Source organism: Mucilaginibacter sp. CAU 1740, from assembly GCF_039839285.1.
In the GTDB taxonomy this organism is placed as follows: Bacteria; Bacteroidota; Bacteroidia; order Sphingobacteriales; family Sphingobacteriaceae; genus Mucilaginibacter.
On sequence record NZ_JBDOQS010000011.1, the window covers coordinates 121154 to 144885 of the forward strand.

A 23732-nucleotide genomic window follows, 5' to 3' on the forward strand; every position below is an offset into this window, starting at 1 on the left:
TTATTTTGGCCTCAAATACATCAACCATGCAGGCATATATTTTAGGCATTGATATAGGCACCGGCAGTACAAAGGCCGTAGCCATCAGTTTAACCGGCGAGGCTTTAGGTACGGTATCCGAACACTATCCTATTAACAGTCCCGAACCGGGATATAGTGAGCAGGACCCAAAGTTGATCTGGGATGCGTTTGTTAAATGCCTTTCGGGCATCACTGCCAAATTAGGTGCCCCACAAGCCGTGGGTCTCAGCAGTGCCATGCACAGTATCATTCCCGTTAACGATGCAGGAGATGCTTTATATCCCATGATAACCTGGGCCGATGCCAGAAGCGAAAATATAGCACAAGCTTTAAGAGCTACTGAAAAAGGCGCTTCGTTATATCATAATTGCGGTACGGCTATTCATCCCATGTCGCCTTTAAGTAAGCTATTGTGGTTGAAGGATAATGAAAGTGAAATTTTTAATGCCGCACATAAATTTATATCTATAAAAGAATACATCTGGTTTAAATTATTTGGTGTTTTTGAGGTTGATTACTCTATCGCGTCGGCAACCGGGATGTTTGATATCGTGGCTAAACAATGGAGCAATGAGGCACTTGACTTAATAGGTATTCCGGCGAGTAAATTATCTCAGCCGGTTAACACCACTTATTATCGCGCTAACGTTAACCAATCTGTTGTTTTGACGACCGGTATAGCAACACAAACACCTTTTGTTGCCGGTGCGAGCGATGGAGCCTGCGCTAATTTAGGTAGCCATACCACGGGCGAGGGGATAGCCGCGCTTACCATAGGCACCAGTGGCGCGGTAAGGATAACCCATTCTAAACCGTTTTATAATTACGAGGCCATGGTATTTAACTACCTGCTTGATGAGCAAACTTTTGTTTGTGGCGGTGCGGTTAACAATGGCGGGATAGCCCTGAACTGGCTGCTTAAAAATTTCCTGAAAAAGGAGAATCCGGGCAGTGCTGATTATAATGCTTTGTTTGCTGAAATTGCCGCTGTACCGGCGGGTAGCGAAGGGCTAATATTTTTGCCTTACTTATATGGCGAGCGCGCCCCGCTTTGGGATACCAAAACCAGCGGCACATTTTTTAATGTTAAACCGGCACACACCCGTTCGCACTTTCTACGCGCCGGATTGGAGGGGATCTGTTTTGCTTTGAATGATGTGCTTAAAACTTTAGAAGATGCCTCGGGCGAGATAACCCAGGTTAACATTAGCGGAGGTTTTACAAGTTCAGCAGTGTGGACACAGGTTTTGGCTGATATTACCGGTAAAAAGCTGGCCGTGCTGCAATCTGAAGATTCATCGGCTATGGGAGCTATTTATCTTGCGGCACGAGTAATACATCCTCAAAGTTATGAGCAACTAACAAAGGTTGAGCATCAGCAGATCATCCAACCGAGTGAAAACAACCACGCAGTTTACAGCAGAATGTTCCCGGTATTTAAAAAACTTTATGCCGATTTAAAAGATACCATGCACCTTGTTGATGGCTGGGAGTAGCAAATTATTCCAATCCCAACCACTTTGCCAGTTTCCAGCATCCGTAAACAAAAAATGGGGCTGCTACTACATCAATAGTATAGTGAATGTGCTGAATTAATAGCATAAACACCAATGCTATGGCACAAATTAAAGCGATCAATTTATCGCTGCGTTTTTGCAGGTGCAGGTAAACAAGCACCATGGTAGATGTGTGGCCCGAAAAAAACAGGTCTTTAGTAATAAAGGTGTGGCCGTAAAATGCGCTGGTACTGGGATCAATTAACGGAACAAGACCAATTGGCGGGTTTAGCTTAACAAAATAGATGGTTGCAAAGCGGGCAATGCACACCAGGTTCAATGTCCAGATGTAACTGATGCATACCCTTGGGTTATATAGCCCCCGCCACATCATGAGCAGCCCCATGCTCCAGATGAGTATGAAAATAGGCACTGAAAGATCGTACGATGGCAGGTGGGCCAAAACCCAATCGTGTAACACTACGCCATCGGTACGCCGTTCAATATGCTTAAAAAAAGAAGGGAGCAGGTTAATGATAATAACAATCACAACAACAGCGCCCAGCAACTTTGCCTTGCTGGCGCGGGTATCATAAGCATCTTGCCAAAGCTGTTTTATATGGTAAATGGGGGCTAAATTCAAAGCGTATTTATATAAAGGCTGCAAAAATACATCTTCGTTTTTAATATTAAGTAATTGTCAGGTCTTTGTTAATTTAAATGTGGTGGATATAATGATGCAAGTAAATGCAGTTTTGTTGCATTTACTTATCTATATTTGCATTATGGATTTTCAAAAACTCTCACCCCGGTTAGATAATGTTGGGATTACAGCTTCGGTACTTTGCGCTATACATTGTGCTGCTATACCGGTATTGTTTACCAGTTTGCCGTTAATAGGCCTTGGTTTTTTGGCCAACGCCTGGGTAGAGTGGGGCATGATCATTTTCGCTTTGCTGATCGGTTTTTATTCTATCGGTTTATCCTATCGTCGTATCCATCATCGCCCTGTACCCATTATGATGTTGCTTTCGGGCTTTTTGATAATTATCGCCGGGCACGCCTTTGCAGCGGGTAAAACCGAGGCATTTATTGTTCCTGTTGGCGGGATATTAATAGCGATAGCTCACTTTGTTAATTATAGGTATACGGATGCCTGCAAGCACGACCACAAAACATATAAACTTAAAAAGGTTGAATAATGGAAAATCGCCACCGAAAATTCTTTTATGCTTTTTTGATCTTTAATTGTTTTCTAAGTCCGGCATGTAACCATAAGGGACATGATGACTACCTGAGTAACCCATATAATAACGTTACAAAAAATACCGTTATAAAACCCGGGGTTAATGCTGCTAATTATAAACCATTGTTAAATTTGCAGCCTCATAAGCAATAAGCCCGAATATTTAAATGATACAAACCCGCGATACACAGCATTTTGAGCACCTGCTTGATAAACATCATTTGAAAAAAACCGCACCGAGATTGCGCGTTTTATCAATGATGTCTTCAAGAAATACGGCTACCTCTCAGCCCGATCTGGAAAGCCTGATGCACGATATCGACAGGGTTACCCTATACCGGATCCTGAATGCGTTTGAAGAGAAAGGCATTATCCATAAAGTATTTGACCTGAACGGAACTGCTAATTATGCCCTCTGTTCATCTAAATGCGCCGAGCATGATCATCACGACGAGCACCTGCATTTTAACTGTACCGAGTGTAAAAACGTGTACTGTTTAAATGATATGAATTTGCCGGCTATCAATCTTCCGGCGGGTTTTGAGCCGCAGGGCTTTACAATTTATGCCAATGGTTTATGCCCTAAATGCAGTAAAAAGGTGGTGAAAAAATGAGGACTGGCGTTTTCTACAGTATAATTGTCCTGTTGCTTTTATCTGTTCCCTTCACATCCATCGCGCAGCAAAATGATACCATTCCTGCGGTTACTACTTTTAAGTTTAAAACAGTTATTATCGATGCAGGGCATGGTGGTAAGGATGCTGGGGCAAGAGGTTCGCACTCGTTCGAGAAAAATGTAACGCTATCTATAGCACTGAAACTAAAGGCAGCCATGGATACGGCTATTACCGATGTTAAATCCATCCTTACCCGTGCCGATGATACTTTTATCCCGCTCAACCAGCGTTCGGCTATAGCCAATCAAAATAAGGGGAACCTGTTTATCTCCATCCATTGCAATTCATCTCCCGAAGGCACTGCCGCCCGTGCGCATAAGCAGAAAGGTGTTTTATTGTTGGTTTATGGTTTCCATAGGGTTAAGGAGCAGGAAGAGGCCGTGCGCGAGAATGCATCCATTTTCCAGGAAAAGGATTATAAAACCAATTATGAGAGTTACGACGAAACTGATCCGTCAAACCTCATTATCCTCAATGCATATATCCAGAAATACCGCAAACAAAGTATCCTGTTTGGCGATCTGGTTGATGATGAGTTTACCGGCATCGACGGCCGCGAAAGCAATGGTGTGAAAGAACAGGGTGTATTGGTATTGGCCCACAGCGCTATGCCGGCCGTGCTGATAGAAACTGGTTTTATCAATAATCCGGAAGAGGAAGAATATTTAAATTCGGATGAGGGGCAACATGCCATAGTAATGTCGATCATCAGGGCGCTGCGCAATTATCGTAAAGCGATAGGATCTTAAGTACGAGCGGCTATGCATGTGGGAGACGCATGTGATCGTCTCTACGTATATAATTTTTTCCTTCTTCCAATCATCAAAAAAAGTATATTCGGTTTTACATTTACTTTTGATGATCAGCTATTTCCACCTCCCAACCAGATCCATAAAAATCGCGGTTTTTATTTTAATGTATTTTGCTTCTGTTTTAACCAGTAAAGCGCAGATAGCAACGCAAGGCGTCCTTCCAGAACCCTTAGCCGTAAAAAACGATCATGTTGTTTACAATTTCCCACTTCATCTTGCTATTGGGCTGGGCGATGGTGTAAAAGCTGAGAACCTTACATTCTTTAAAAGTTACGTTCGTTCATTAACGGGAGTTGAGCCATCGGTTAAGAAAAAAATGGTTACTCCCAATTTATGGCTTCAGCTTGATAGCAATAAAATAAAGGAAAAGGAAGGTTATTCATTAACCGTTAAACACAATAAAATAACCATTACGGGGCATGACGAAGCCGGTGTTTTTTATGGCTTGCAATCGCTTGTTCAATTACTAAAAGTATCTAAAGGTAAATTAACTATTGAGGGGTATAGCATCACAGACCATCCCCGCTTCGCCTACCGAGGAATGCACCTCGATGTAAGCCGCCATTTCTTCGAACCTACTGCCATCAAAAAATGGATAGATCTATTAGCCTTATATAAGATCAATACTTTCCATTGGCATTTAACTGACGACCAGGGCTGGCGTATTGAGATCAAAAAATATCCGCTGTTACAAACAGTTTCGGCCTATCGTGATGAAACGATCATCGGCCATAAAAAAGATACTCCGCACCGTTTCGATGGCCAGCGTTATGGCGGGTATTATACACAGGATGAAGTGAAGGAAATTGTTAAATATGCCACTCAAAGGCATATCACCGTGATACCTGAAATTGAAATGCCGGGCCATGCGTTGGCCGCATTGGCGGCTTATCCTCAATTAGGGTGCACCGGTGGCCCCTATAAAACGGCTACCTATTGGGGGATTTTTGACGATGTGTACTGCGCAGGTAACGATGAAACGTTCACCTTTCTGCAAAATGTAATGGACGAAGTGTTGTCGCTGTTCCCCTCAAAATACATCCATATAGGCGGCGACGAATGCCCTAAAACCAAATGGAAAGCCTGCCCTAAATGCCAAAAGCGGATTAAGGACGAGCACCTGAAAGACGAAAAGGAACTGCAAAGCTATTTTATAGGCCGAATGGAAAAATACCTGAACAGCAAAGGCAGGCAGATCATAGGGTGGGATGAGATACTGGAAGGTGGCCTTACCCCGGGAGCCACCGTAATGAGTTGGACAGGCGAGGAGGGCGGCATAGCCGCAGCCAAGCAACATCATGAAGCCATCATGACCCCCGAAAAATATGTTTACCTCGATTATTACCAGTCGCTCTATCCGGCCGAACCATTGGCAGGTGGAGGCTATACACCGCTAAGCAAAGTGTATAATTATGAACCAATAACGGGCGAGTTAACAAGCGAAGAAGCGAAATACATTAAAGGCGTACAAGCCAACGCCTGGAGCGAATACATGGCAAGCCCGGGGCAGGCTGAGCGACAACTTTTTCCGCGGATGCTGGCTTTAGCCGAGGTAGCCTGGAGTTCTAAATCAAATAAAAATTACGCTGATTTTTTAAAGCGGCTGAGATATCAGCAGCCTTTATTAACAAAACTGAATGTAAATGCTGCCGATGTTTTTGATGAGATAACCGATTCTGTTACCGAAACGGCAGATCACCGCGTTGCCTTAACCCTGAAAACAACCCTGCCCGGCGCTAAAATAGCTTACCGGGAGGAGGGTGATAAAGAATACTCAGCCGGCGAGTCAAATTCAATTACAATAAAACCACATTCTGGGTTGATTAAAGCTATTGTGTTGCTAAACGGTAAACAAGTTGGCCGCACCTACGAAAAATCCTTTACCATGCACAAGGCCATCGGCAAAACAGTAACGCTTAAAAACCAGCCACAGGGAGGCTATAACCCCGGCAATACCTTCGGATTAGTGAATGGCGTTTTTGGCAGTAAGTTGTATAACGATGGGCAATGGTACGGTTTCAGCGGTGATGACCTTGACGCAGTTGTTGATCTGGGCAGCGTGCAAAGCGTATCGCAATTAGGTATCAATATCCTGAAATATCACTGGCAAAAAATGTGGGAGCCAACACTGCTTACATTTGAAGTATCAACTGATGGCAGCAATTATACCGAGGTTTACCGCCAAACTGATTTTCCGGATAATGGCATAAATGAGGTAAGGGCCAACATCAAAAGCCAACAGGTTCGTTATATAAGAGTAAAGGGTGTTAATAAAGGTATTATCCCTCCGGGAGAATATATTCCGGGTGCCAAAGCATGGTTGATGGTGGATGAGATTATTGTGAATTGATTTGCGATTTCGTCAGAACTCGAATTTGGGGGAATTATTAAAATTTTTCGAATTTGTTTAGCATTCTGTTCATTCCTTAATTCCCCCAAATTCGAGTTCAGACAAAATCAACGCTGTTTTTTTTTATATTTTTATACCAAACACTAATGCATGCGTTATGTTGAGTAAAAAGTTTTAATATTTGTTACCAATACTGATACCCCAAGTATAAATAATGAGCAAAGTATTTACTATTACCGAAGGATTGGAAAACATGGGGGCTTTACGAACGGGAGGCCAGGGCTCCGTTTATAAAGGTCGCCGTTATGGTCCGATAATTACCGCGGTAAAACTCCTGCCTACCCCCATACATACCGAAAGTACCGACGATAAAAACTTCCGCAATTTTCAAAACGAGGTTGAAAAACTGAAAAAGGTAAACGAGGAACCTAACCCTAATGTGGTTAAGATCCTCAATTCGGGCATTACCGAAAGTGGCTCGTTCCCGTTTATTGAGATGGAGTTTATAGATGGGCCAGATCTGGAAGATTTACTGAAAGCCCCTCATGAGTCGATATTCACTATAAAGGAAGTAATTAAACTGGCCGACCAGCTGGCTAATGCCTTATCGCATTGCCATAAAGTATCGGTTAAGCATGGCGATATTAAAAGCAATAACGTAAAGTTTAACGTACATACCGGAAACTACGTGCTGCTGGATTTCGGACTTTCGGCTATGTCTGATGATCAGCGCCGTACCAGTATCCGCCATGCCGGTGCCATTGAGTTTATGGCACCCGAGCAAAACGAAGGCTTGATGTATTTTCAGACCGATGTGTATAGCTACGGTATTATTTTATACGAACTGATTGCAGGCCGCGTGCCATTCCCCCTAAAAGATAATGGCGAAACCGCCCGCACCGCCGTGATGCTGGCCCATATGGAGCTGGAGGTGCCTGACGCCATGGAACTAAGGCGCAAAAACCTGCCCGAAAGCTGGACGGAAGAAAAGAAGGAACTGGAAATGATGGTTCCTGCCTGGTTGCTGCAAATTGTAAGTAAATGTCTGCAAAAGGATATCAACAATCGGTTTGCCACCGGCATGGAGTTGCAGGATGCTTTGATGCAGGGTAGTATAGGTGCTATTAGCACCAGTCACCCGGACGAGAGCTGGAACGCTGATGTTTTGCTGAAAGAGAACGAACGCCTGCAAGGCTTGGTTTTGTATTACCAGGAGAACGAAGCAAAACAACCTGCGCCAACTGTGGTAACTACGCCGGATGATCCGAAATTGGTACGGATGTCGAAACCTATCTTTGTTATGTTCATCATTTTGCTTTGCGGTTTTACCGTGTTTTCGGCAGTGGTGATGGATAAGTTTGGTGGGCGTATTTACCATGGTGTGGTGAACAGATTGTTTAAACCATCAAAAAAACAACCCGATAGTACCCAGGTAAAGCTACCTGCAAAACAGGATACGCCAGAGCAGCAGCCTACCAATATTAAGCCGCTTGATGAAGAGCAAAATAATATCCCGCCCGAAGTTGACTCTACAGCCGACTCGATTTTGCGGAATATCCAAAGGGCGAAGCAACGGAGAGAAGACCCGCAATTTTATCGCGATAGCGTAAAGAAAGCGGATACGTCTAACTTAAATTTTTAATGATTTAGTAAATTATATATGGAACCTAAATCAACATTCTGGCAACGCATCGGTCTGCAGGATTGGTTTTTACCTAACGGCAAACCTCTGAATAAAGAGGCCGAAAAGGTGAAAGCCCTCACGCCGGATGATGTGTACCTGTACATTATCGAAAAATTCAAAGAATCGATCAAGCAACTTTCATTTGCCGATAGGGTGGTTTTTTACCACGAATTTATCATCAGCTTTAATGAAGAAGATTACCAGGAGTTTGTGAATAACCGTTCGGGTTTGTTCGGTATAATCGTTAATGAATCGGTAAAAAAGTTTTATGAATTGCTGCGCGAACACCAGGAGGTAGGAAAAAAGGTTGAGCCATCAAGCTCCAAATGGGTATTCAGGCTGGTATCGCACCCCGATTATAAACGCGGCGACAAAGGTTTTATAGGTAAACTATTGCCGGGCAGTACGGCTAAAAAAGAAGAAAACCTTAGGGTTACTTTCATCCCCCGCCAAACAGGTGTGGCGCAAACGCTGGATATCAGTAATGATGTACTGAAAGGGTTCACTTACTACAGCGAAGGGTACTATGAACTCCCTTACGCTAATGATCTGCATTACAACGAGCGCGAGGTGTCCAAAGCAGGCAATAAAGTATTGGCGCGATTGGAAACCATAATGCCCGATAAGCAATTTGTTGGCCGGAAGGTGGAGTACCTGATCAAGGATGATGACATCGTGGTATCGGGCTCGGACGAAGAAAGGGATGAGCAGGCAGTATTTAAAGTACCGTCCGAATGGGTAAATACGCCACACTTACGCATCAGGCTAAACAAAGCCGATGGGAAGTTTTACATGGCCTCCTTCGGTGAGCGTACCCTGATCAACGAGCAGGAAGTTGCACCGAGCGATGTGAACGCGCCGGTTTGGGTAGAGTTGCCGTTTAACTCCCGCATCCTGCTTAACGGAATTGTAGGTATTAACATTTTCAAACCCGAACCATAATGTCGCAAATATTATCAGTAGGGCTGTTGGCAATATGTGTGCTGTTATTGATAGCTCATTTTATCGACATAAAAAATTCCAGTAAAAACCATGGCAAGTAATTTTTTCGGAATAACAGATACCGGTAAACAAAGGCAAAATAACGAGGATGTTTTTATTGCCGAAAAATCGGGCGACGGTAATTTTATTATTGCCTGCGTTGTTGATGGGGTAGGCGGTTACGCCGGTGGCGAAATTGCTGCCGAAATTGCCCGCGCCACCATTTTGGAGCAGTTACAATACATAGCCGGTGATATTGTGCCCCTTCTGGTAAACACTTTTAAAATTGCCAACCAGCGTATTTATGACGAAAAAGCACAGAACAAGGAGTTGAGTAGTATGGCTTGCGTACTAACGCTGGCCGTTGCAGATGTGCTCAATAATAAATTTTACTACGCTCACGTAGGGGATACCCGTTTGTATTTGCTGCGCGATTACTCATTGATCAAGATCTCGAAAGATCATTCGTTTGTCGGCTTTTTAGAAGATTCGGGGAGGCTTACTGAAGAAGCCGCAATGGATCACCCTAAACGCAACGAAATTAATAAAGCGCTCGGCTTTACCAGGGAGATCGATCACGATCCCGAATTTGTGGAAACCGGCAGTTCGCCATTCCTGCCAGGTGATATCCTGCTGATCTGTAGTGATGGCCTTACCGATCTGGTTGATAAAAGCAAGATCACCGATATTTTAACAGCCAATGAAGATTTGCCTCCCAAAGGCAAAAAGCTGATAGAGGCTGCCAATAACCGTGGCGGAAAAGATAACGTAACTGTGGTGTTGGTGCATAATGATAAAGAACGGAAACAACACGGTGCTACAAAGCCCGCCACGGCAACGGTAAAACCGGTTGAACAACAGGAAGTGATAACGAAACCGGTTACCAAAAAAGAAGAGGTACCTGTTAAGCAGGCAAAGCCAAAAAGTAACGGAGGTACAGTCGCGATACTTAGCATTTTGTGTTTTGTCTTTTTAGGCGGATTTATCTGGCAGTTTAAAAAAAATAACGACCTAGCGGCTATCCCTAAAAAAACAGATACGCTGGTATCTCAACCCATCAAAAACGCGCAGGAATTAAAATTGCAGGATACCATCAATAACCTGAAAGGTAACACACTCGTACTCTCGGCAGCGGATTTTAAACAGCCTATTGTGTTGACCGATACACTGCATATCAATAAGGATAGCATCTACATCAAAACCAAGGGCGAGATCATCTTTAAAAAAGATTCCACCTATAAAGGTCCGGCTATAGTGCTATCTACTAAGGCTAAATATGTGGTTTTGGATAGTGTGGCATTTGATGGTTTCCGGATAGCCATAGCAACCCGAAATGATGCATTGGTGCTTAAAAATGTGCGTTTTAATAATTGCCTTATGCCTGTGCTAACCGCTTACCAGTTCCCTAATATGAAATATGTTTCGGGCAGATCATTAGGCAGTATGTTCAAAGCCGATTCTATCCCTTCAAAAGCTACTCACTGATAAATGGCCCAAGAAAAAATTAAATCGCCCGGAAGGATGCTGGAACGTGTGTTCCTGTTGCTTACCGGCGTAGTGCTGGCCGTTTTATTTGTAAGGCTATATAGTGTACAGCAACTCAAATTTACAGATGTTGATAAGCGCCTTAAGGATGGCACCATGGTTAACCTTAATGCGCCTAATACGGCTCAAAACGTAAAGGCACTGCTGCAAAAAGGTTATTATTTTGATGACCCAAAAGATGTAGATTATATTGAATCGGTAATAGCCGAGCGTAAATCTGCCGGGGATGTGGTGGATAATACCGGCGAGCTGAACAAACGCAAGTATTATGTTAATGCAGATGAGGCCTTTGTTAAGGGTGGTAAATTGTTTAAACAGCGTGTGCTTACCTCGCGTACATTGTTGGGCTACACCGGCGATGATTCTATCCGCTTTGATCAGGAATTGAAAAGCCCGCCATCATTAGGCGCGCAAACGGATCTCGGCCTTGGTGAATATAGCATTAAAGGCACCATCGAACATAAAGGTGAACCTATTCCCGGTGTGCTGGTAAAACTTACCATGATCTTGCCCCGCGATAGTATTTTCAGCGATGAGGAAACCGGGGCTAAATCATCTTACTCAGAAAATGGTTCGGCATACAAAAAGTTGTATGTTGTAAATGATCAGCATAAAAAAGTGTTGCAATCATTAACGGCTTTTACGCGTACCGATGCTGGGGGAAGGTTTGTATTTGCTCAGTTACCTGCCGGAAAGGCTTTTTCGGTACTGCCTATGCAGCCGGGCTTTGAGTTTGGCCGGTCGCAGGGTGTTGATGACCTGGAAAAGGATGTAAGTTTTAAATTTTCGCAAGCGCCGCATAGCATTAAACTGCTTTCTACCCGCGATTTTAATATCCTTAAAAAAGAAGGAGCCTTTATTGTACGTTACGAGGATGAGTTTAACCAATGGTACTGGATCATTGCCGGCAGTTTCTTTTTAGGTTTTATTTTATTGCACCTGTTGCTTAGTACCCGCTATCCCGAGGCCGATCAACTCATTTTGCCGTTGATCATGATGCTTACGGGGATCTCGTTTTTAACGCTATTGAGTTTGCAGGATCCTTTACGCGATAGGTTTTTGGCTAAGGATACATTGATATATCTCGGTATTGGGGTGTTAGGTATCTGCCTTATTCAACTGTTTAATCTCCGCAAGTTGAACCCCGATTCAGGCTTTTATCGCCTGTTGATATTTAAATGGAGCAGGAGCGCGGCCAATGGCTGGCCCTGGGCTATCGTTGCCATGGGTATTTTGTTCAGCACTATCTTGTTCGGTTCTGGTCCGGAAGGTAGTGGTGTTAAGGTAAACCTGTTGGGTTTTCAGCCAAGCGAAATTGTTAAATACCTCATTGTTATTTTCCTGGCGGGATTTTTTGCTACTAATGAACGGTTTATCAGCCAGTATGCCAGTTGGGGCAAGCGCTGGTCGTTTTTCTCATTCGCGCTTATCGCTACCATTATCACATTGTTGTTGTTTTTGGTTTTGGGCGATTTAGGCCCGGCGATGGTGATCTGTTTTACATTCATTATCCTGTTCTCCTTTTCGCGCGGCGACTTTTTGTACATGGCCGGCTTTGTGGTGCTGTTTGTATTAGCCACCTGGTTTTTTGATAATGTACTCATTAGCGCGGGTATTACCTTTTTCGTGCTGGGCGGTGTTGTGTTCTTTAGGCGGAGGAGGATGAGCGAATCGGCTATAATGGCCTTGGTGGTTATTACAGCTTTCCTCACCATTGATAAAATCCCCGGACTGGACAAAATCATTCCCGGTCCGGTGGAGCGACTCGTTGAGCGTAAAGCCATTTGGCAAGACGCCTGGAACAATGAAGTTTACGGCGGCGACCAGGTAGCGAATGGCCTTTGGGCTATGGCCAGTGGTGGTGTTAGCGGTCAGGGTGTAGGGCAAGGTTTTGCCAAAACCATTCCCGAAGCGCATACCGATATGATATTGCCATCCATTGGCGAAGAATTTGGCTGGGCAGGCATGGCAGCGGTATTCATCTTGTTTTTGATGTACCTGCACCGCTCTATCATCATAGGCAGGCAAACTGGTATGCCGCTGTTGTTTTACCTCAGCGCGGGTATAGGCGTATGTACCTTTGTTCAGTTTTTATTGATTGCAGGTGGTTCGATAGGGGCTTTACCTTTATCGGGCGTATCATTACCTTTTGAAAGTTATGGTGGCTCATCATTGGTGATCAATCTGTTGGCTGCGGGGTTTTTATTATCAGTATCGAGGGTGAGGGGAACGGCCGTACAAATGGACTACATCACCAAACAACAGGATAAAAACCTTGTGCCTGCGTTAGCTGCCGCGCTTGCCGGTGTAGTGCTATTGGTGGTGAATGTATCGCGTTATACCTCAAACAATAAGCAATGGGTAGTAAAGCCTGCCTTGGTGGCCGATAAAAGCGGTCTACGAATGTTCAGTTATAACCCGCGTATCGCCATTTTGATGAACAGGTTGCAGGCCGGTACTATTTATGACCGTAACGGTTTGATCCTGGCAACCAGCAAGCCCGAACTCATCGAAAAACAAAGAAAGAAACTCAGCGAATCGGGAATGTTGCATTACAACCTCGATTCGGCCATGCATAAAAGGCTCGACAGGTTTTATCCTTACGAAGAGCAAATGTTTTTCTGGACGGGCGACCAAAATACCGGCGTATTTAACGGCAGCACCAACGGCTACTTCGCCGAATACGAACACGCCGCCGAACTTCGTGGCTTCCACATGCCAATCACCAGTTATAACGTAAAAGCCTCCCGCTACCAGGAGGATAGGTTTTTACCCCGCGGTATGAAGGAAATGAGCGTTGCCAAAAAAGATTACAGTGCTTTGGCCTCCCTGCTTGTTAGTGATATTAACGGCCCGGAAGTAGCAGCCTTTAAAAACAAGAACCGCGATGTGAAATTGACAATGGATGCCGACCTGCAAACCAGCATCCAGCAATCAATGGCTACAGATACTTCATTATTAGATAACCGCGTATCGGTAGTGATCATGGAAGCCAATACCGGCGATGTACTTACCTCGGCTCAATACCCGTTACCACCTATCCACAATTGGGATCAGCTGACCATGCCGCTGGCCGATCAGAATAAACTGGCCACATGGTTAACCACGACAGATCTTGGTTTTACTTATGCCAGCCAACCGGGTTCAACGGCCAAAGTGCTTACGGCTATGTCGGCATTTAATAAATTGGGAGTGGCCGCGTCAGAAATTCAATACCATGTAAGTACGGAAGAGCGGATCCGCACCAAGGGCATCGAACCTGATGAAACAGGTATGATCACCATGGAGCGTGCCATAGCCAAATCAAACAACGTATATTTCATTAAACTGGCCAACCAGGAGCATCTGCAGGAATACATGGCTACGCTGTACATGAAAACCGGTATGTTTTTACGCGGAGTAGGCGGTTATTATTATAATAAGCCTCCGCAAAACGACGCGCAGGAAGAGAAATGGCGTACCCTGTGGCGTAAAACCGAGTTTGATACCCGGCCAAGGTATGATCCTAATAACATTCATAAAACAAGGGCCAAAGGTATTTCGGGTATGGCCTGGGGGCAGGGAGAGTTAATCGCAAGTCCTGCGGCTGTGGCAAGGTTGGTATCGGGTGTAGCTAATAATGGTATGCTGTTGCCAAATAGGTTCGCACTAAAAATCGCCGATTCTACGGTGGCGGTTCAACATGGTATTAAACTGGCGGAAGATCCTCGGTATGCAGCATATTTAACCCAATACATGATAGCTCAAAGCGCGCCTAAAGAGCCGATATTAGGCATTAAGGTAGCTGGTAAAAGTGGTACGCCAGAGCGTATTGTTCATAATGTTAGCGTAAATGATGGTTGGTACGTATTCTTCGCACCCGAGGTTAAGGGCAGTGGAAATATGGTGGTCTGTATTCGAATCGAATCAACAAGGGGATCATCAGACGCGGTTCACCTTGCAGCCAACCATGTGATACCATTTTTATTGAAAAAGGGTTATATTAAAAGCATGGGACAAAAAAGCGAAGAACCCGAAACCACCGAAAACGAATAGTGTTTAAGCAGAAAGGAATAGCGTATGGTATTTAATTTATTCAGAAAAAGCGACGATAATCAACCTCATGATGTGAAAAGTCTTCGCGAGGCGATATTGCGTTTCATCAAAGAATCGCTGCAAAAAATTGAAGGTGGCGAGGGTGGCCATATCAAGGAACTAAAGCTTTTTATCGATAACCATACCGAAGATCTTAGCATGTATGAAGGTGCTGTTTACATTCAGGATAAACAGTTGTTCAGAAACGAGATTCAGCGCATTGCCGATGATTTTGCCATCAACCTGCCCAACGATTGGACACTTGATGTTGAATTTGTAGACCGTCCGCCATCAGATGCCCGCCGATCGCCTGATCTGGATGTGGCTTTCATTATGAATACCCGCAAACAGGTAGCTCATAATTCTGCCGCTTTTGTGGCCTATTTAAGGATATTAAACGGCGAAGCCGAGCAGGAAGAATACCTGATCAAAGCCTCTGATCCTAAATTGAACATCGGCAGGGATAAAAAATCCGTTACGGAAAATGGCTCGTTCAGGTTAAATCAATTGGTTTTCCCTGGTGATAGCAAGGATGAAAGCAATAAATACATTAGCCGTCAGCATGCCCATATCGAGTTTGATTTGGAAAGCGAACGTTTCATGATCTTCGCCGATGATGGCGGTGTTCCTCCCCGTAATAAAACAAAGATCCACGTAGCCGCCGATGGTAAAATGATCAAGCTCAACTCCACCCAGATAGGGCACCCGCTTCATGAAGGGGATCAGGTTATTTTAGGAGAATCAGCGGTGTTTTTGTTTAGTGCGGTGAAGTGAGATTAGTTGAATGTGAAAACTCTCGTCATTGCTGAGAGTATTGCTCAGTGTTGTTAGAATTGGTGCTGAGGAATTAAAAAGCGTGGCCTCGTGCGATTCCCTCCTCTGGGAGGGTGTAGGGAGGGGTTTATACGCCAAGTAAACCGATATACATGGCGCACAAACCCCTCCCTGCCACTACACCGCCTGCCGCGCCCCTCCCGAGGGAGGGAATTTAGAACAATGTTCTCCCAAAAAATCCCCCTCCCCATTTTTCTTATCCTACATCAAGTGTCCCGCGCCATATCCGCTGTAATTTTGAATCATAATAACAAAGCAGTTATTACAGATTTTAAAAACAACGAAGACAATGGAAAACACTATAAACGGCATTCACCACATCACTGCAATTGCTGGTAACGCCAAAAAAAACTATGATTTTTATACACGTGTACTGGGCTTAAGGTTGGTTAAAAAAACCGTAAACTTTGATGATCCCGGTACCTACCACTTATACTATGGCGATGGAAACGGTACGCCCGGCTCTATCCTTACTTTCTTCCCCTGGGAAGGCATCTCAACCGGCCGTCGTGGTGCAAGGCAGGTAACCGAAATTGGTTATTCAGTACCTGACGGCAGTTTGGATTTCTGGTTGAAAAGGTTTGAAGATAACAACGTGATCTATAACAAACCGGCCGAAAAATTTGGCGAACAATACCTTACCTTCCTCGATCCTGATGGTTTGAAATTTGAGTTGATTGTGCCAAAAACAGCCGACAACCGTACACCATGGGAAACTGCCGAAGTAACCGCTGCTAACGCCACCAAAGGTTTCCACAGTATCACCATTACATCAAACAAAATTGAGGCTACTGCCAAAATCCTGACTGATGTTTTAGGCTACCGTTTGTTGGAACAACATGTTAACCGTTACAGGTTTATAACAGATGCGGTTGAAAATGCTGCGATAGTTGATCTGGTTGAAGTTCCGGGAGAAGTTGCCGGGCATGTGGCTGGTGGTTCAGTTCACCACGTTGCTTTCCGTGTACCCAACGAAAAAGTATTGATGGAATACCGTGAAAAAATCGCGAAACTCGGTTTGCACATCACCGATAAAATAGACAGGAACTATTTCTACTCATTATATTTCCGCGAACCAGGTGGCGTATTATTTGAAATAGCTACAGATAATCCAGGCTTCGCGGTTGACGAACCGGTAGAATTATTAGGCACAGGTTTAAAATTGCCTGCACAGCATGAACACTTGCGCGGCGAATTAGAAAAAGCATTGCCATCGTTAGTATAAGGAATGTTAATTATGTACAGGCACACAAAACAGGTTGTTTCGGCGGGCGTACCCGCCGAACAAGCCAAAAAAGCCATCATCATGCTGCACGGCAGGGGCGCTTCAGCATCGGGCATCATATCGCTTAAAGATCATTTGGATCTGGCAGATTTTGCCATCGTTGCACCGCAGGCTACTGAGCATAGCTGGTATCCATATAGTTTCCTTGCTCCGGTTGAGAATAACCAACCGGCGCTTGATTCGGCCCTTGAGGTTATCGGCAGTGTAGTTGATGATCTGAAACAGCAAGGCATAGCGCAGGAAAACATCTATTTCCTTGGCTTTTCACAAGGCGCATGTTTAACGCTCGAATATACAACACGTAACGCTGGCAGGTATGGTGGTATCATTGCCCTCACCGGCGGACTGATAGGCGAAAAACCGGTAAACGAAAGCTACAAGGGCGATTTTGGTAACACCCCGGTATTGATCACTACAGGCGATCCTGACCCACATGTACCGGTGAGCAGGGTTAATGAAAGCGTTGATATTTTAAAAGGATTAAAGGCAGATGTTACTTTGAAAATATACAAAGGCCGTCCGCATACCATAACCGGCGAAGAGTTAGAGTTAGCCAACGCTATTTTAAAAAGATAATTATTTTCAGAGTTGAGTGTTTTAAAGAGTGGAGGTCGCCCGGAGGGGTGGCCTCTTTTGTTTATTTACATTTTTGTAACAACACGGATACTTTTTTCTCTTTTCTATCTCGTTAAACTATTTTAAGCAAATATTATAAGCCACAATTGAAGAGCTAAACAATTCACAGTTAGTTACTAATACGATTTATACTTTTTGAGTATATTAAATTAATATTTAAGTAATTTTAGCGTAAAATTTGCTATTAACGTAATTTACAAACTATGCCGGATAAAATATTGATGAGTGACGGACAACTCATTGGCTTGTTAAAAGCTGATGACGAAGCGGCACTTACCATTATTTATAAACGGTATTGGGCCTCTCTTTTTAGTTCGGCTTATAATATTTTAAAAGACAGGCAGGCCTGCGAAGACATTATCCAGGAATTATTTATTAAGCTCTGGGATTGTCGGGCCGAGGTGCAGATCAGCGTATCGCTTAAAGCATATCTTTACGCTTCGGTACGTTATGGTGTTTACCGTCAAATAAAAACCGGTTCGGTGCGGAGCGAAATTTTCGACGATCTGATAGAGCGCCTTCATACCCCAACCGCTTACGGAAGCATCGAACATAAGGAACTTCTGTTACAAATAAACCGGGTTATTGATACCCTGCCTGATAAATGCCGCGAGGTTTATAAGCTTAGCAGGGAGGAGTGCCTTAGTCATAAGCAAATAGCAATGCAGCTGAATATCTCAACTAAAACTGTTGAAAATCACTTAACGAAGGCCTTGCGTGAGCTGCGTGGTTCTTTAGGGGCAGCCTTTATTATGGGGGCGTTGATGTTTTTGTTGGATAAATAATATCATAACTCTTCATCCGACCGTACACTAAACGCCGTCATTGCGAGGTACGAAGCAATCCCCAAGAGGCGGAGGGGCTAAGCAAATCCACCCTGTATAGTTCGCGATTGCTTCGTGCCTACCCATGACATGTTTAAAAATGGGTGTCATGCTGAGCTTGTCGATGCATGGTGGGCAGGGCCTCAGCGCGCGACCCTTCGACAAGCTGCCATTGACAAGTCTATAACGTGTTGATAATCAGATGCACAAAAATGTCATCTGCAATGCTATTATTTGCGCGCAAATAAACCTTACTCAGGGTGACAGGCCGACCCCATAATGTCATATAATCCTTCGGAGGCGACAGCTTTTACTTACTCGGAATGACGTTGAGGATATATTAGTTTTCAGATCAATTTCTTCTCCCCTCAAAAAAATATTTTAATTTTTTTTATTTCCGCGTAGGGGATACCCCCTGTTTTTTACTCTCCCTACTAAAACCAATATTTTGCAAAAACACGAATTTTTAAAACTGATAGATAAATACCTTGCCGGGCAGGCTACTACCGCGGAAAAGGAACAGTTATCTGTTTTTTTTGAAAGTTTTCAGGGTGATGCCGAATGGGATGAAAAAGTTTTAGGTGTAAAGCAGGAACTGGAAGATAAAATGCTGGCCAATATCAGGCAGGCTATTGCTCAGCCCGAACCTATAGCTCAGCCTAAAATTGTAAACCTGCATCGTTTCCGTAACGTGGCTGCCGCTGTTGCCGCTGTCGCGGTGATGGGTACAGCGGTTTATCATTGGGTTAGCAAACATCAGCATTCAGATCAGCTTGCCTTAAACAAGCAGATAGTAAAACACGATGTTGATCCGGGCGAAAACAGGGCCGTTTTAACCCTGGCCAACGGGCAAAAAGTGATATTAGATTCGGCTAAAATAGGTTTACTTAATCAAAGCGGTGATATCAGCATTAATAAAACCGATGACGGACAGGTAGTTTATACCGATTCTGATAAAGATCATGCTCCGGCTGGTGCCCTTGCTTATAACACTATATGTACCCCAAGAGGAGGCCAATATCATGTGGTTTTGCCCGATGGTACCAAGGTTTTTCTGAACGCGGCGTCATCGCTAAAATTCCCGACCACATTTTCGGGCAATGAGCGCGATGTTGTGCTAACCGGCGAAGGGTATTTTGAGGTAGCCCATGATAAAACGAAGCCCTTTATTGTGCAGGCTAAAGATGCCCAGGTTAGGGTATTGGGTACGCACTTTAACGTTTCGGCTTATAGTGATGATAACGCAATAAAAACTACCCTGCTTGAAGGGGCGGTTAAAATAACCCGCGGCGATGTAAGCAATACGCTTAAGCCTGGACAGCAGGGCATTATTAATGATAATGGTATTAAAGTAATTGATGTTGATACGGACGAAGAGCTGGCCTGGAAAAACGGCCTGTTCAACTTTAACCGATCGAACATACAAGATATTATGAAAGAGCTTTCGAGGTGGTATGATACCGAGGTGGTGTACGAAGGTAAAATACCTGACGATGAGTTTGTTGGTAAGATCAGGCGCGATGTAAAACTATCGCAGGTGTTGCACATTTTGGAGTTGAGCCATGTGCGTTTTAGGATAGAGAACAAAAAGATAATTGTTACCCCTTAAAATAACCGGATACTGAATTTAAACCCTACTCAAACCTATGAAAAAACACTAACTAAGCTCTTAAAAAGAAGTTCCAACCTAAATCCCTTGTCCTAATGAAAAAGCCGGAAGCGCTGCAACGCTTCCGGCATAATGTTGTGGATCAAGCTTGTCGTATTTCGTTAACTCAATTTTTAACCCAAACATTACGAAGTTATGCATTTAAACTTTACTGGTAAAGTATTTAGTGCCACAGGTACCTATTCAAATCTATTTTTGACCATGAGATTAACGGTCTTATTAATTACTATCGGTTGTTTGCAGTTAAGCGCTAAAAGTTTTTCACAATCTATCACGTTGAGCGAAAAGTCGATCAGTATCGACAAAGCTTTCAAGGCGATTGAAAAGCAAAGCGGTTACTATTTCTTTTACAGGTACAAAGACATCTCGAAAGCTAAGCCTATTTCCCTGCAGCTTGCGAATGCATCGTTAGATGATGCCTTAAAACAATGTTTTAAAGATGGGCCTTTAACCTATGTTATAGAAAATAAAAACATCATAGTAAATAAAAAAGATGCTGCCGAGACCGAGAAAGTAGCACCTATAACCATAACAGGTACTGTTGTTGATGATAAAAACCAGCCTCTACCTGGTGTAAACGTTAGAGTAAAAGGAACCAACGTGGGCGCGGTAACAAATATAGACGGCAAGTTTACCCTAAGTGCCGAAGATAACGCCACCCTGGTTTTTACCTTCATCGGCTTCCAAACCAAAGAAGAGCCTGTTAATAAAAGAACAAGCATCAACGTGGTTTTGGGCGAGGATAATAAAGAGCTTAAAGAAGTTGTAGTAGTAGGCTACGGTAACCAGGAACGTAAGGATGTTACCGGTGCGGTAGGTTCGGTAAAAATGAGTAATATCAAAGAGATCAAAGCAGCCAGCGTTGATCTGAAACTGGCCGGTCAGTTGGCCGGTGTTACTGTAAACCAGGTAACCGGTACGCCGGGTGGTGGTGTTTCTGTAAATATCCGTGGCGCAGGTTCAATTGGTGCGGGCGATGATCCATTATACGTAGTAGATGGCTTCCCGATCTCTCCGGGGTTTGATCAGTACTCTAACCCATTAAGTACCATTAATCCTGATGATATTGAAAACATAAGCGTATTGAAAGATGCGGCTTCTACAGCTATATATGGTTCGCGCGGTTCAAATGGTGTTATTTTGATCACTACCAAAAGGGCTAAAAAGGGAGAATCAAATGTTTCTGTAAATACCTCAACAGGTGTTCAATCCATATTGGCTAAAAGCAAGTTGAAAATGATGACGGCCGAACAATACGCACAGTGGCGTATTGAAGCATTACAAGATCTGGACAAGGTAAATGGGGTGCCTTTTACTATGGATCAGGTTCCCGAGGCTTTCAGAAATCCAAAAGCGCTTGGTAAAGGTACCGATTGGTATGACGCGGTTACCCGCACTGCACCTATGCAAAACTACGATGTTACGGTATCTAACGGAACAGACAAAGTACGGTCCTTATTTTCATTAGGCTATTTCGATCAGCAGGGAACGGTACTTAATACGGGCTTCAGAAGATATTCGATAAAAGCCAATATGGATGCCGATTTGTTTAAAGGCGTTACCGCCGGTTTAAGTATTGCACCTACTTATAGCCAAAGGAAATTGCAGCAAACCGATGGTCATTTTGATCAGGCTATATTGAGCCAGGCTTATCTCGAAAGTCCACTTACCCCGGTAAAACAACCCGATGGTTCTTACACCAATGTTGTAGGATCGGCAGGGAACGAGAATATACCAGGTACTGCATTAAATGCTAACCCGGTGAGCGAATTGGTTAATACAACTAATAAATATGCGCAATTCCGCACGCTTGCCAATACTTATGTAAACTGGGAGGTTATTAAAGGTTTGGATGTGAAATCTACTTTTGGTATTGATTATCAAAGTAGTAATGGCGATTACTTCCGCCCCTCATATCTTGGAAGCTTTAGGGCTGCTAATAAAGACGGAACCCAGGTTAAAGCTATTGGATCGTTTAACTCCTCAAATTCATTTAACTGGTTAAGTGAAAACTCCATCACTTACAAAAAAACATGGGGAAACCATACACTTACTGTTTTAGGCGATTATTCCATACAACAGGAAACCAATCATTATCGCCTAACTTATGGTACCGGTTACCCGGATGATGTAATTCAGTCTGTAAGGGCCGCAACAATTATTACAGCAAATTCTACCGATGAAGAGTGGCGGCTATTATCCCTGATAGGCAGGGTGAATTATGCATTTAAAGATAAATATTTATTGAGCGCGTCTATACGCCGGGATGGGTCATCAAGATTTGCGCCTGGGCACAGGTGGGGTACTTTCCCTTCAGTATCTGCGGGGTGGCGTATATCTGATGAATCATTTTTTCCAAAAACAGATCTTATCGATCAGATGAAGTTTACCGCCAGTTACGGGCATGCTGGTAACAACAGCGTAGGTAACTATGATTACATAGCTTCTGTAGATGAAACGAACTATACTTTTGGCGGAGTTTTGGCCCCGGGTAAATCAATTACCGATCTTGGCAATGCCGAAGTAGGTTGGGAAACAACCAAGCAACTCGATATCGGCATGGACCTTTCCTTATTTAAAGGCAGGGTGTATCTGATTGCCGAATACTATAACCGTTTTACCGAACGATTATTACAATATATCCCTATTCCAATTGCTTCGGGTTACGGAGGTGCTTTATCTAACGTAGGTAACGTACGTAACCGTGGTTTTGAATTTACGGTAACTACCAAAAATATAGTTGGTAAAGGCTTTAACTGGACTACCGATTTCAACATATCATTTAACCGTAATAAGGTTATAAGTCTTGGCCCTACGCCTCAAATTTATGACGCGCCAGCAAACGATAACCCAACCAGCATTACTTTGGTGGGATTACCACTTGGGCAGTTTTACGGATATATATTTGAAGGGATATTTCAAAGCCAGGCCGAACTTGACAAATACCCACACTTTGACGGTGAAAATGTAGGTAATGTACGATACAAAGATGTTAATGGCGATGGTGTGATTGATGGGAAAGACCAGGTGCCTATAGGAAATCCCTGGCCTAAATTTACCTTTGGTTTTAACAACCACTTCAGCTATAAGCAATTTGATCTGAATATCATATCTGCGGGTTCGGTAGGCGGACATGTTTTTGATATGTATAAACAGTTCACCACCAATTTAGATGGTATTTTTAACGTAGAGCAAAGTGTTATAGCCCGCTGGCGTTCGCCACAACAGCGCGGAGCCGGTTTGTTGCCAACAACAACATCAAACACAGGGCTTGCACGCGATTTTTATCCGTCGTATTGGGTAGAGAACAACTCGTATTTAATGGTTAAGAACATCGACCTGGGCTATAATTTCAAAACCAAATTCAGTAAAAATTTCAGGGTATATTTTAGTGCTCAAAACGCCATTTTAATAACAGGATATAAAGGGGGCAGCCCGGAAGTTGGCATCGAAGGTCAGCAGGGCAACCGTTCCTTATCGCCTAATGTAAACTTTACAGGATATCCGGTTTCGGCAGTTTATACTTTGGGCTGTAACGTAACATTTTAGCCTTTAAAAGTGATCAATGAAATTTTGATTGAGCAAACCTTAAGCATTA

At 43.7% G+C, this 23732-nt stretch carries 16 protein-coding genes; 15 read left to right on the forward strand and 1 reads right to left on the reverse strand.

Annotation, left to right across the window (positions count from 1 at the left end; genetic code table 11):
• Positions 1 to 26 precede the first annotated feature (26 nt).
• Positions 27 to 1517, forward strand: a complete 1491-nt coding sequence (locus AAFN85_RS22355; protein ID WP_347529889.1) for a gluconokinase — start codon at positions 27 to 29, stop codon at positions 1515 to 1517.
• Positions 1518 to 1521: 4 nt separating this feature from the next.
• Here the strand turns inward: AAFN85_RS22355 and AAFN85_RS22360 are convergent, their stop codons facing one another.
• Positions 1522 to 2160 (reverse strand): phosphatase PAP2-related protein, encoded by a 639-nt coding sequence (locus AAFN85_RS22360; RefSeq protein WP_347529890.1) that lies wholly within the window; start codon positions 2158 to 2160, stop codon positions 1522 to 1524.
• Positions 2161 to 2302: 142 nt separating this feature from the next.
• Here AAFN85_RS22360 and AAFN85_RS22365 point away from each other — a divergent pair, with 142 nt between their 5' ends.
• From AAFN85_RS22365 to AAFN85_RS22430, 14 genes are all read left to right on the forward strand, one after another.
• Positions 2303 to 2719, forward strand: coding sequence for a MerC domain-containing protein (locus AAFN85_RS22365; protein WP_347529891.1), 417 nt, complete (start codon positions 2303 to 2305; stop codon positions 2717 to 2719).
• 211 nt (positions 2720 to 2930) lie between these two features.
• The gene (locus AAFN85_RS22370) at positions 2931 to 3377 is read left to right on the forward strand and encodes a transcriptional repressor (RefSeq protein ID WP_347529892.1); all 447 of its coding nucleotides are present in this window, start codon (positions 2931 to 2933) and stop codon (positions 3375 to 3377) included.
• Positions 3374 to 4189 (forward strand): N-acetylmuramoyl-L-alanine amidase, encoded by an 816-nt coding sequence (locus AAFN85_RS22375; RefSeq protein ID WP_347529893.1) that lies wholly within the window; start codon positions 3374 to 3376, stop codon positions 4187 to 4189. Before AAFN85_RS22370 ends, AAFN85_RS22375 begins: the two co-directional genes overlap by 4 nt.
• A 109-nt stretch (positions 4190 to 4298) precedes the next feature.
• Positions 4299 to 6602 carry a family 20 glycosylhydrolase gene (locus AAFN85_RS22380; protein ID WP_347529894.1) on the forward strand — a complete coding sequence of 768 codons (2304 nt, stop codon included), beginning with the start codon at positions 4299 to 4301 and terminating at the stop codon, positions 6600 to 6602.
• A gap of 214 nt (positions 6603 to 6816) precedes the next feature.
• On the forward strand, positions 6817 to 8244 hold the full coding sequence (locus AAFN85_RS22385) for a serine/threonine-protein kinase (RefSeq protein ID WP_347529895.1): 1428 nt from the start codon (positions 6817 to 6819) through the stop codon (positions 8242 to 8244).
• Between the two features lie 18 nt (positions 8245 to 8262).
• The gene (locus AAFN85_RS22390; protein WP_347529896.1) at positions 8263 to 9228 is read left to right on the forward strand and encodes a hypothetical protein; all 966 of its coding nucleotides are present in this window, start codon (positions 8263 to 8265) and stop codon (positions 9226 to 9228) included.
• Positions 9229 to 9318: 90 nt separating this feature from the next.
• Positions 9319 to 10752: a protein phosphatase 2C domain-containing protein gene (locus AAFN85_RS22395; protein WP_347529898.1), complete on the forward strand. Its 1434-nt coding sequence runs from the start codon at positions 9319 to 9321 to the stop codon at positions 10750 to 10752.
• Between the two features lie 3 nt (positions 10753 to 10755).
• Positions 10756 to 14847, forward strand: a complete 4092-nt coding sequence (locus AAFN85_RS22400; protein WP_347529899.1) for an FtsW/RodA/SpoVE family cell cycle protein — start codon at positions 10756 to 10758, stop codon at positions 14845 to 14847.
• A 24-nt stretch (positions 14848 to 14871) separates the two neighbouring features.
• On the forward strand, positions 14872 to 15660 hold the full coding sequence (locus AAFN85_RS22405; protein WP_347529900.1) for an FHA domain-containing protein: 789 nt from the start codon (positions 14872 to 14874) through the stop codon (positions 15658 to 15660).
• Positions 15661 to 16009: 349 nt separating this feature from the next.
• Positions 16010 to 16945, forward strand: a complete 936-nt coding sequence (locus tag AAFN85_RS22410) for a ring-cleaving dioxygenase (RefSeq protein WP_347529901.1) — start codon at positions 16010 to 16012, stop codon at positions 16943 to 16945.
• A gap of 12 nt (positions 16946 to 16957) precedes the next feature.
• On the forward strand, positions 16958 to 17581 hold the full coding sequence (locus AAFN85_RS22415) for a dienelactone hydrolase family protein (RefSeq protein ID WP_347529902.1): 624 nt from the start codon (positions 16958 to 16960) through the stop codon (positions 17579 to 17581).
• 263 nt (positions 17582 to 17844) lie between these two features.
• Positions 17845 to 18426, forward strand: coding sequence for an RNA polymerase sigma-70 factor (locus AAFN85_RS22420; protein ID WP_347529903.1), 582 nt, complete (start codon positions 17845 to 17847; stop codon positions 18424 to 18426).
• A 487-nt stretch (positions 18427 to 18913) separates the two neighbouring features.
• Positions 18914 to 20074, forward strand: a complete 1161-nt coding sequence (locus AAFN85_RS22425) for a FecR domain-containing protein (protein ID WP_347529905.1) — start codon at positions 18914 to 18916, stop codon at positions 20072 to 20074.
• Positions 20075 to 20335: 261 nt separating this feature from the next.
• Entirely contained in the window at positions 20336 to 23683 is a 3348-nt protein-coding gene (locus AAFN85_RS22430; protein WP_347529907.1) for a TonB-dependent receptor, read from the forward strand.
• Positions 23684 to 23732: the final 49 nt, after the last annotated feature.

Coding starts and splice junctions, on each gene's coding strand:
- AAFN85_RS22430 (WP_347529907.1), top strand. CDS start 20,336: ATGAGATTAACGGTCTTATTAATTACTATCGGTTGTTTGCAGTTAAGC.
- AAFN85_RS22390 (WP_347529896.1), top strand. CDS start 8,263: ATGGAACCTAAATCAACATTCTGGCAACGCATCGGTCTGCAGGATTGG.
- AAFN85_RS22365 (WP_347529891.1), top strand. CDS start 2,303: ATGGATTTTCAAAAACTCTCACCCCGGTTAGATAATGTTGGGATTACA.
- AAFN85_RS22410 (WP_347529901.1), top strand. CDS start 16,010: ATGGAAAACACTATAAACGGCATTCACCACATCACTGCAATTGCTGGT.
- AAFN85_RS22380 (WP_347529894.1), top strand. CDS start 4,299: ATGATCAGCTATTTCCACCTCCCAACCAGATCCATAAAAATCGCGGTT.
- AAFN85_RS22405 (WP_347529900.1), top strand. CDS start 14,872: ATGGTATTTAATTTATTCAGAAAAAGCGACGATAATCAACCTCATGAT.
- AAFN85_RS22375 (WP_347529893.1), top strand. CDS start 3,374: ATGAGGACTGGCGTTTTCTACAGTATAATTGTCCTGTTGCTTTTATCT.
- AAFN85_RS22355 (WP_347529889.1), top strand. CDS start 27: ATGCAGGCATATATTTTAGGCATTGATATAGGCACCGGCAGTACAAAG.
- AAFN85_RS22415 (WP_347529902.1), top strand. CDS start 16,958: ATGTACAGGCACACAAAACAGGTTGTTTCGGCGGGCGTACCCGCCGAA.
- AAFN85_RS22370 (WP_347529892.1), top strand. CDS start 2,931: ATGATACAAACCCGCGATACACAGCATTTTGAGCACCTGCTTGATAAA.
- AAFN85_RS22400 (WP_347529899.1), top strand. CDS start 10,756: ATGGCCCAAGAAAAAATTAAATCGCCCGGAAGGATGCTGGAACGTGTG.
- AAFN85_RS22395 (WP_347529898.1), top strand. CDS start 9,319: ATGGCAAGTAATTTTTTCGGAATAACAGATACCGGTAAACAAAGGCAA.
- AAFN85_RS22420 (WP_347529903.1), top strand. CDS start 17,845: ATGCCGGATAAAATATTGATGAGTGACGGACAACTCATTGGCTTGTTA.
- AAFN85_RS22385 (WP_347529895.1), top strand. CDS start 6,817: ATGAGCAAAGTATTTACTATTACCGAAGGATTGGAAAACATGGGGGCT.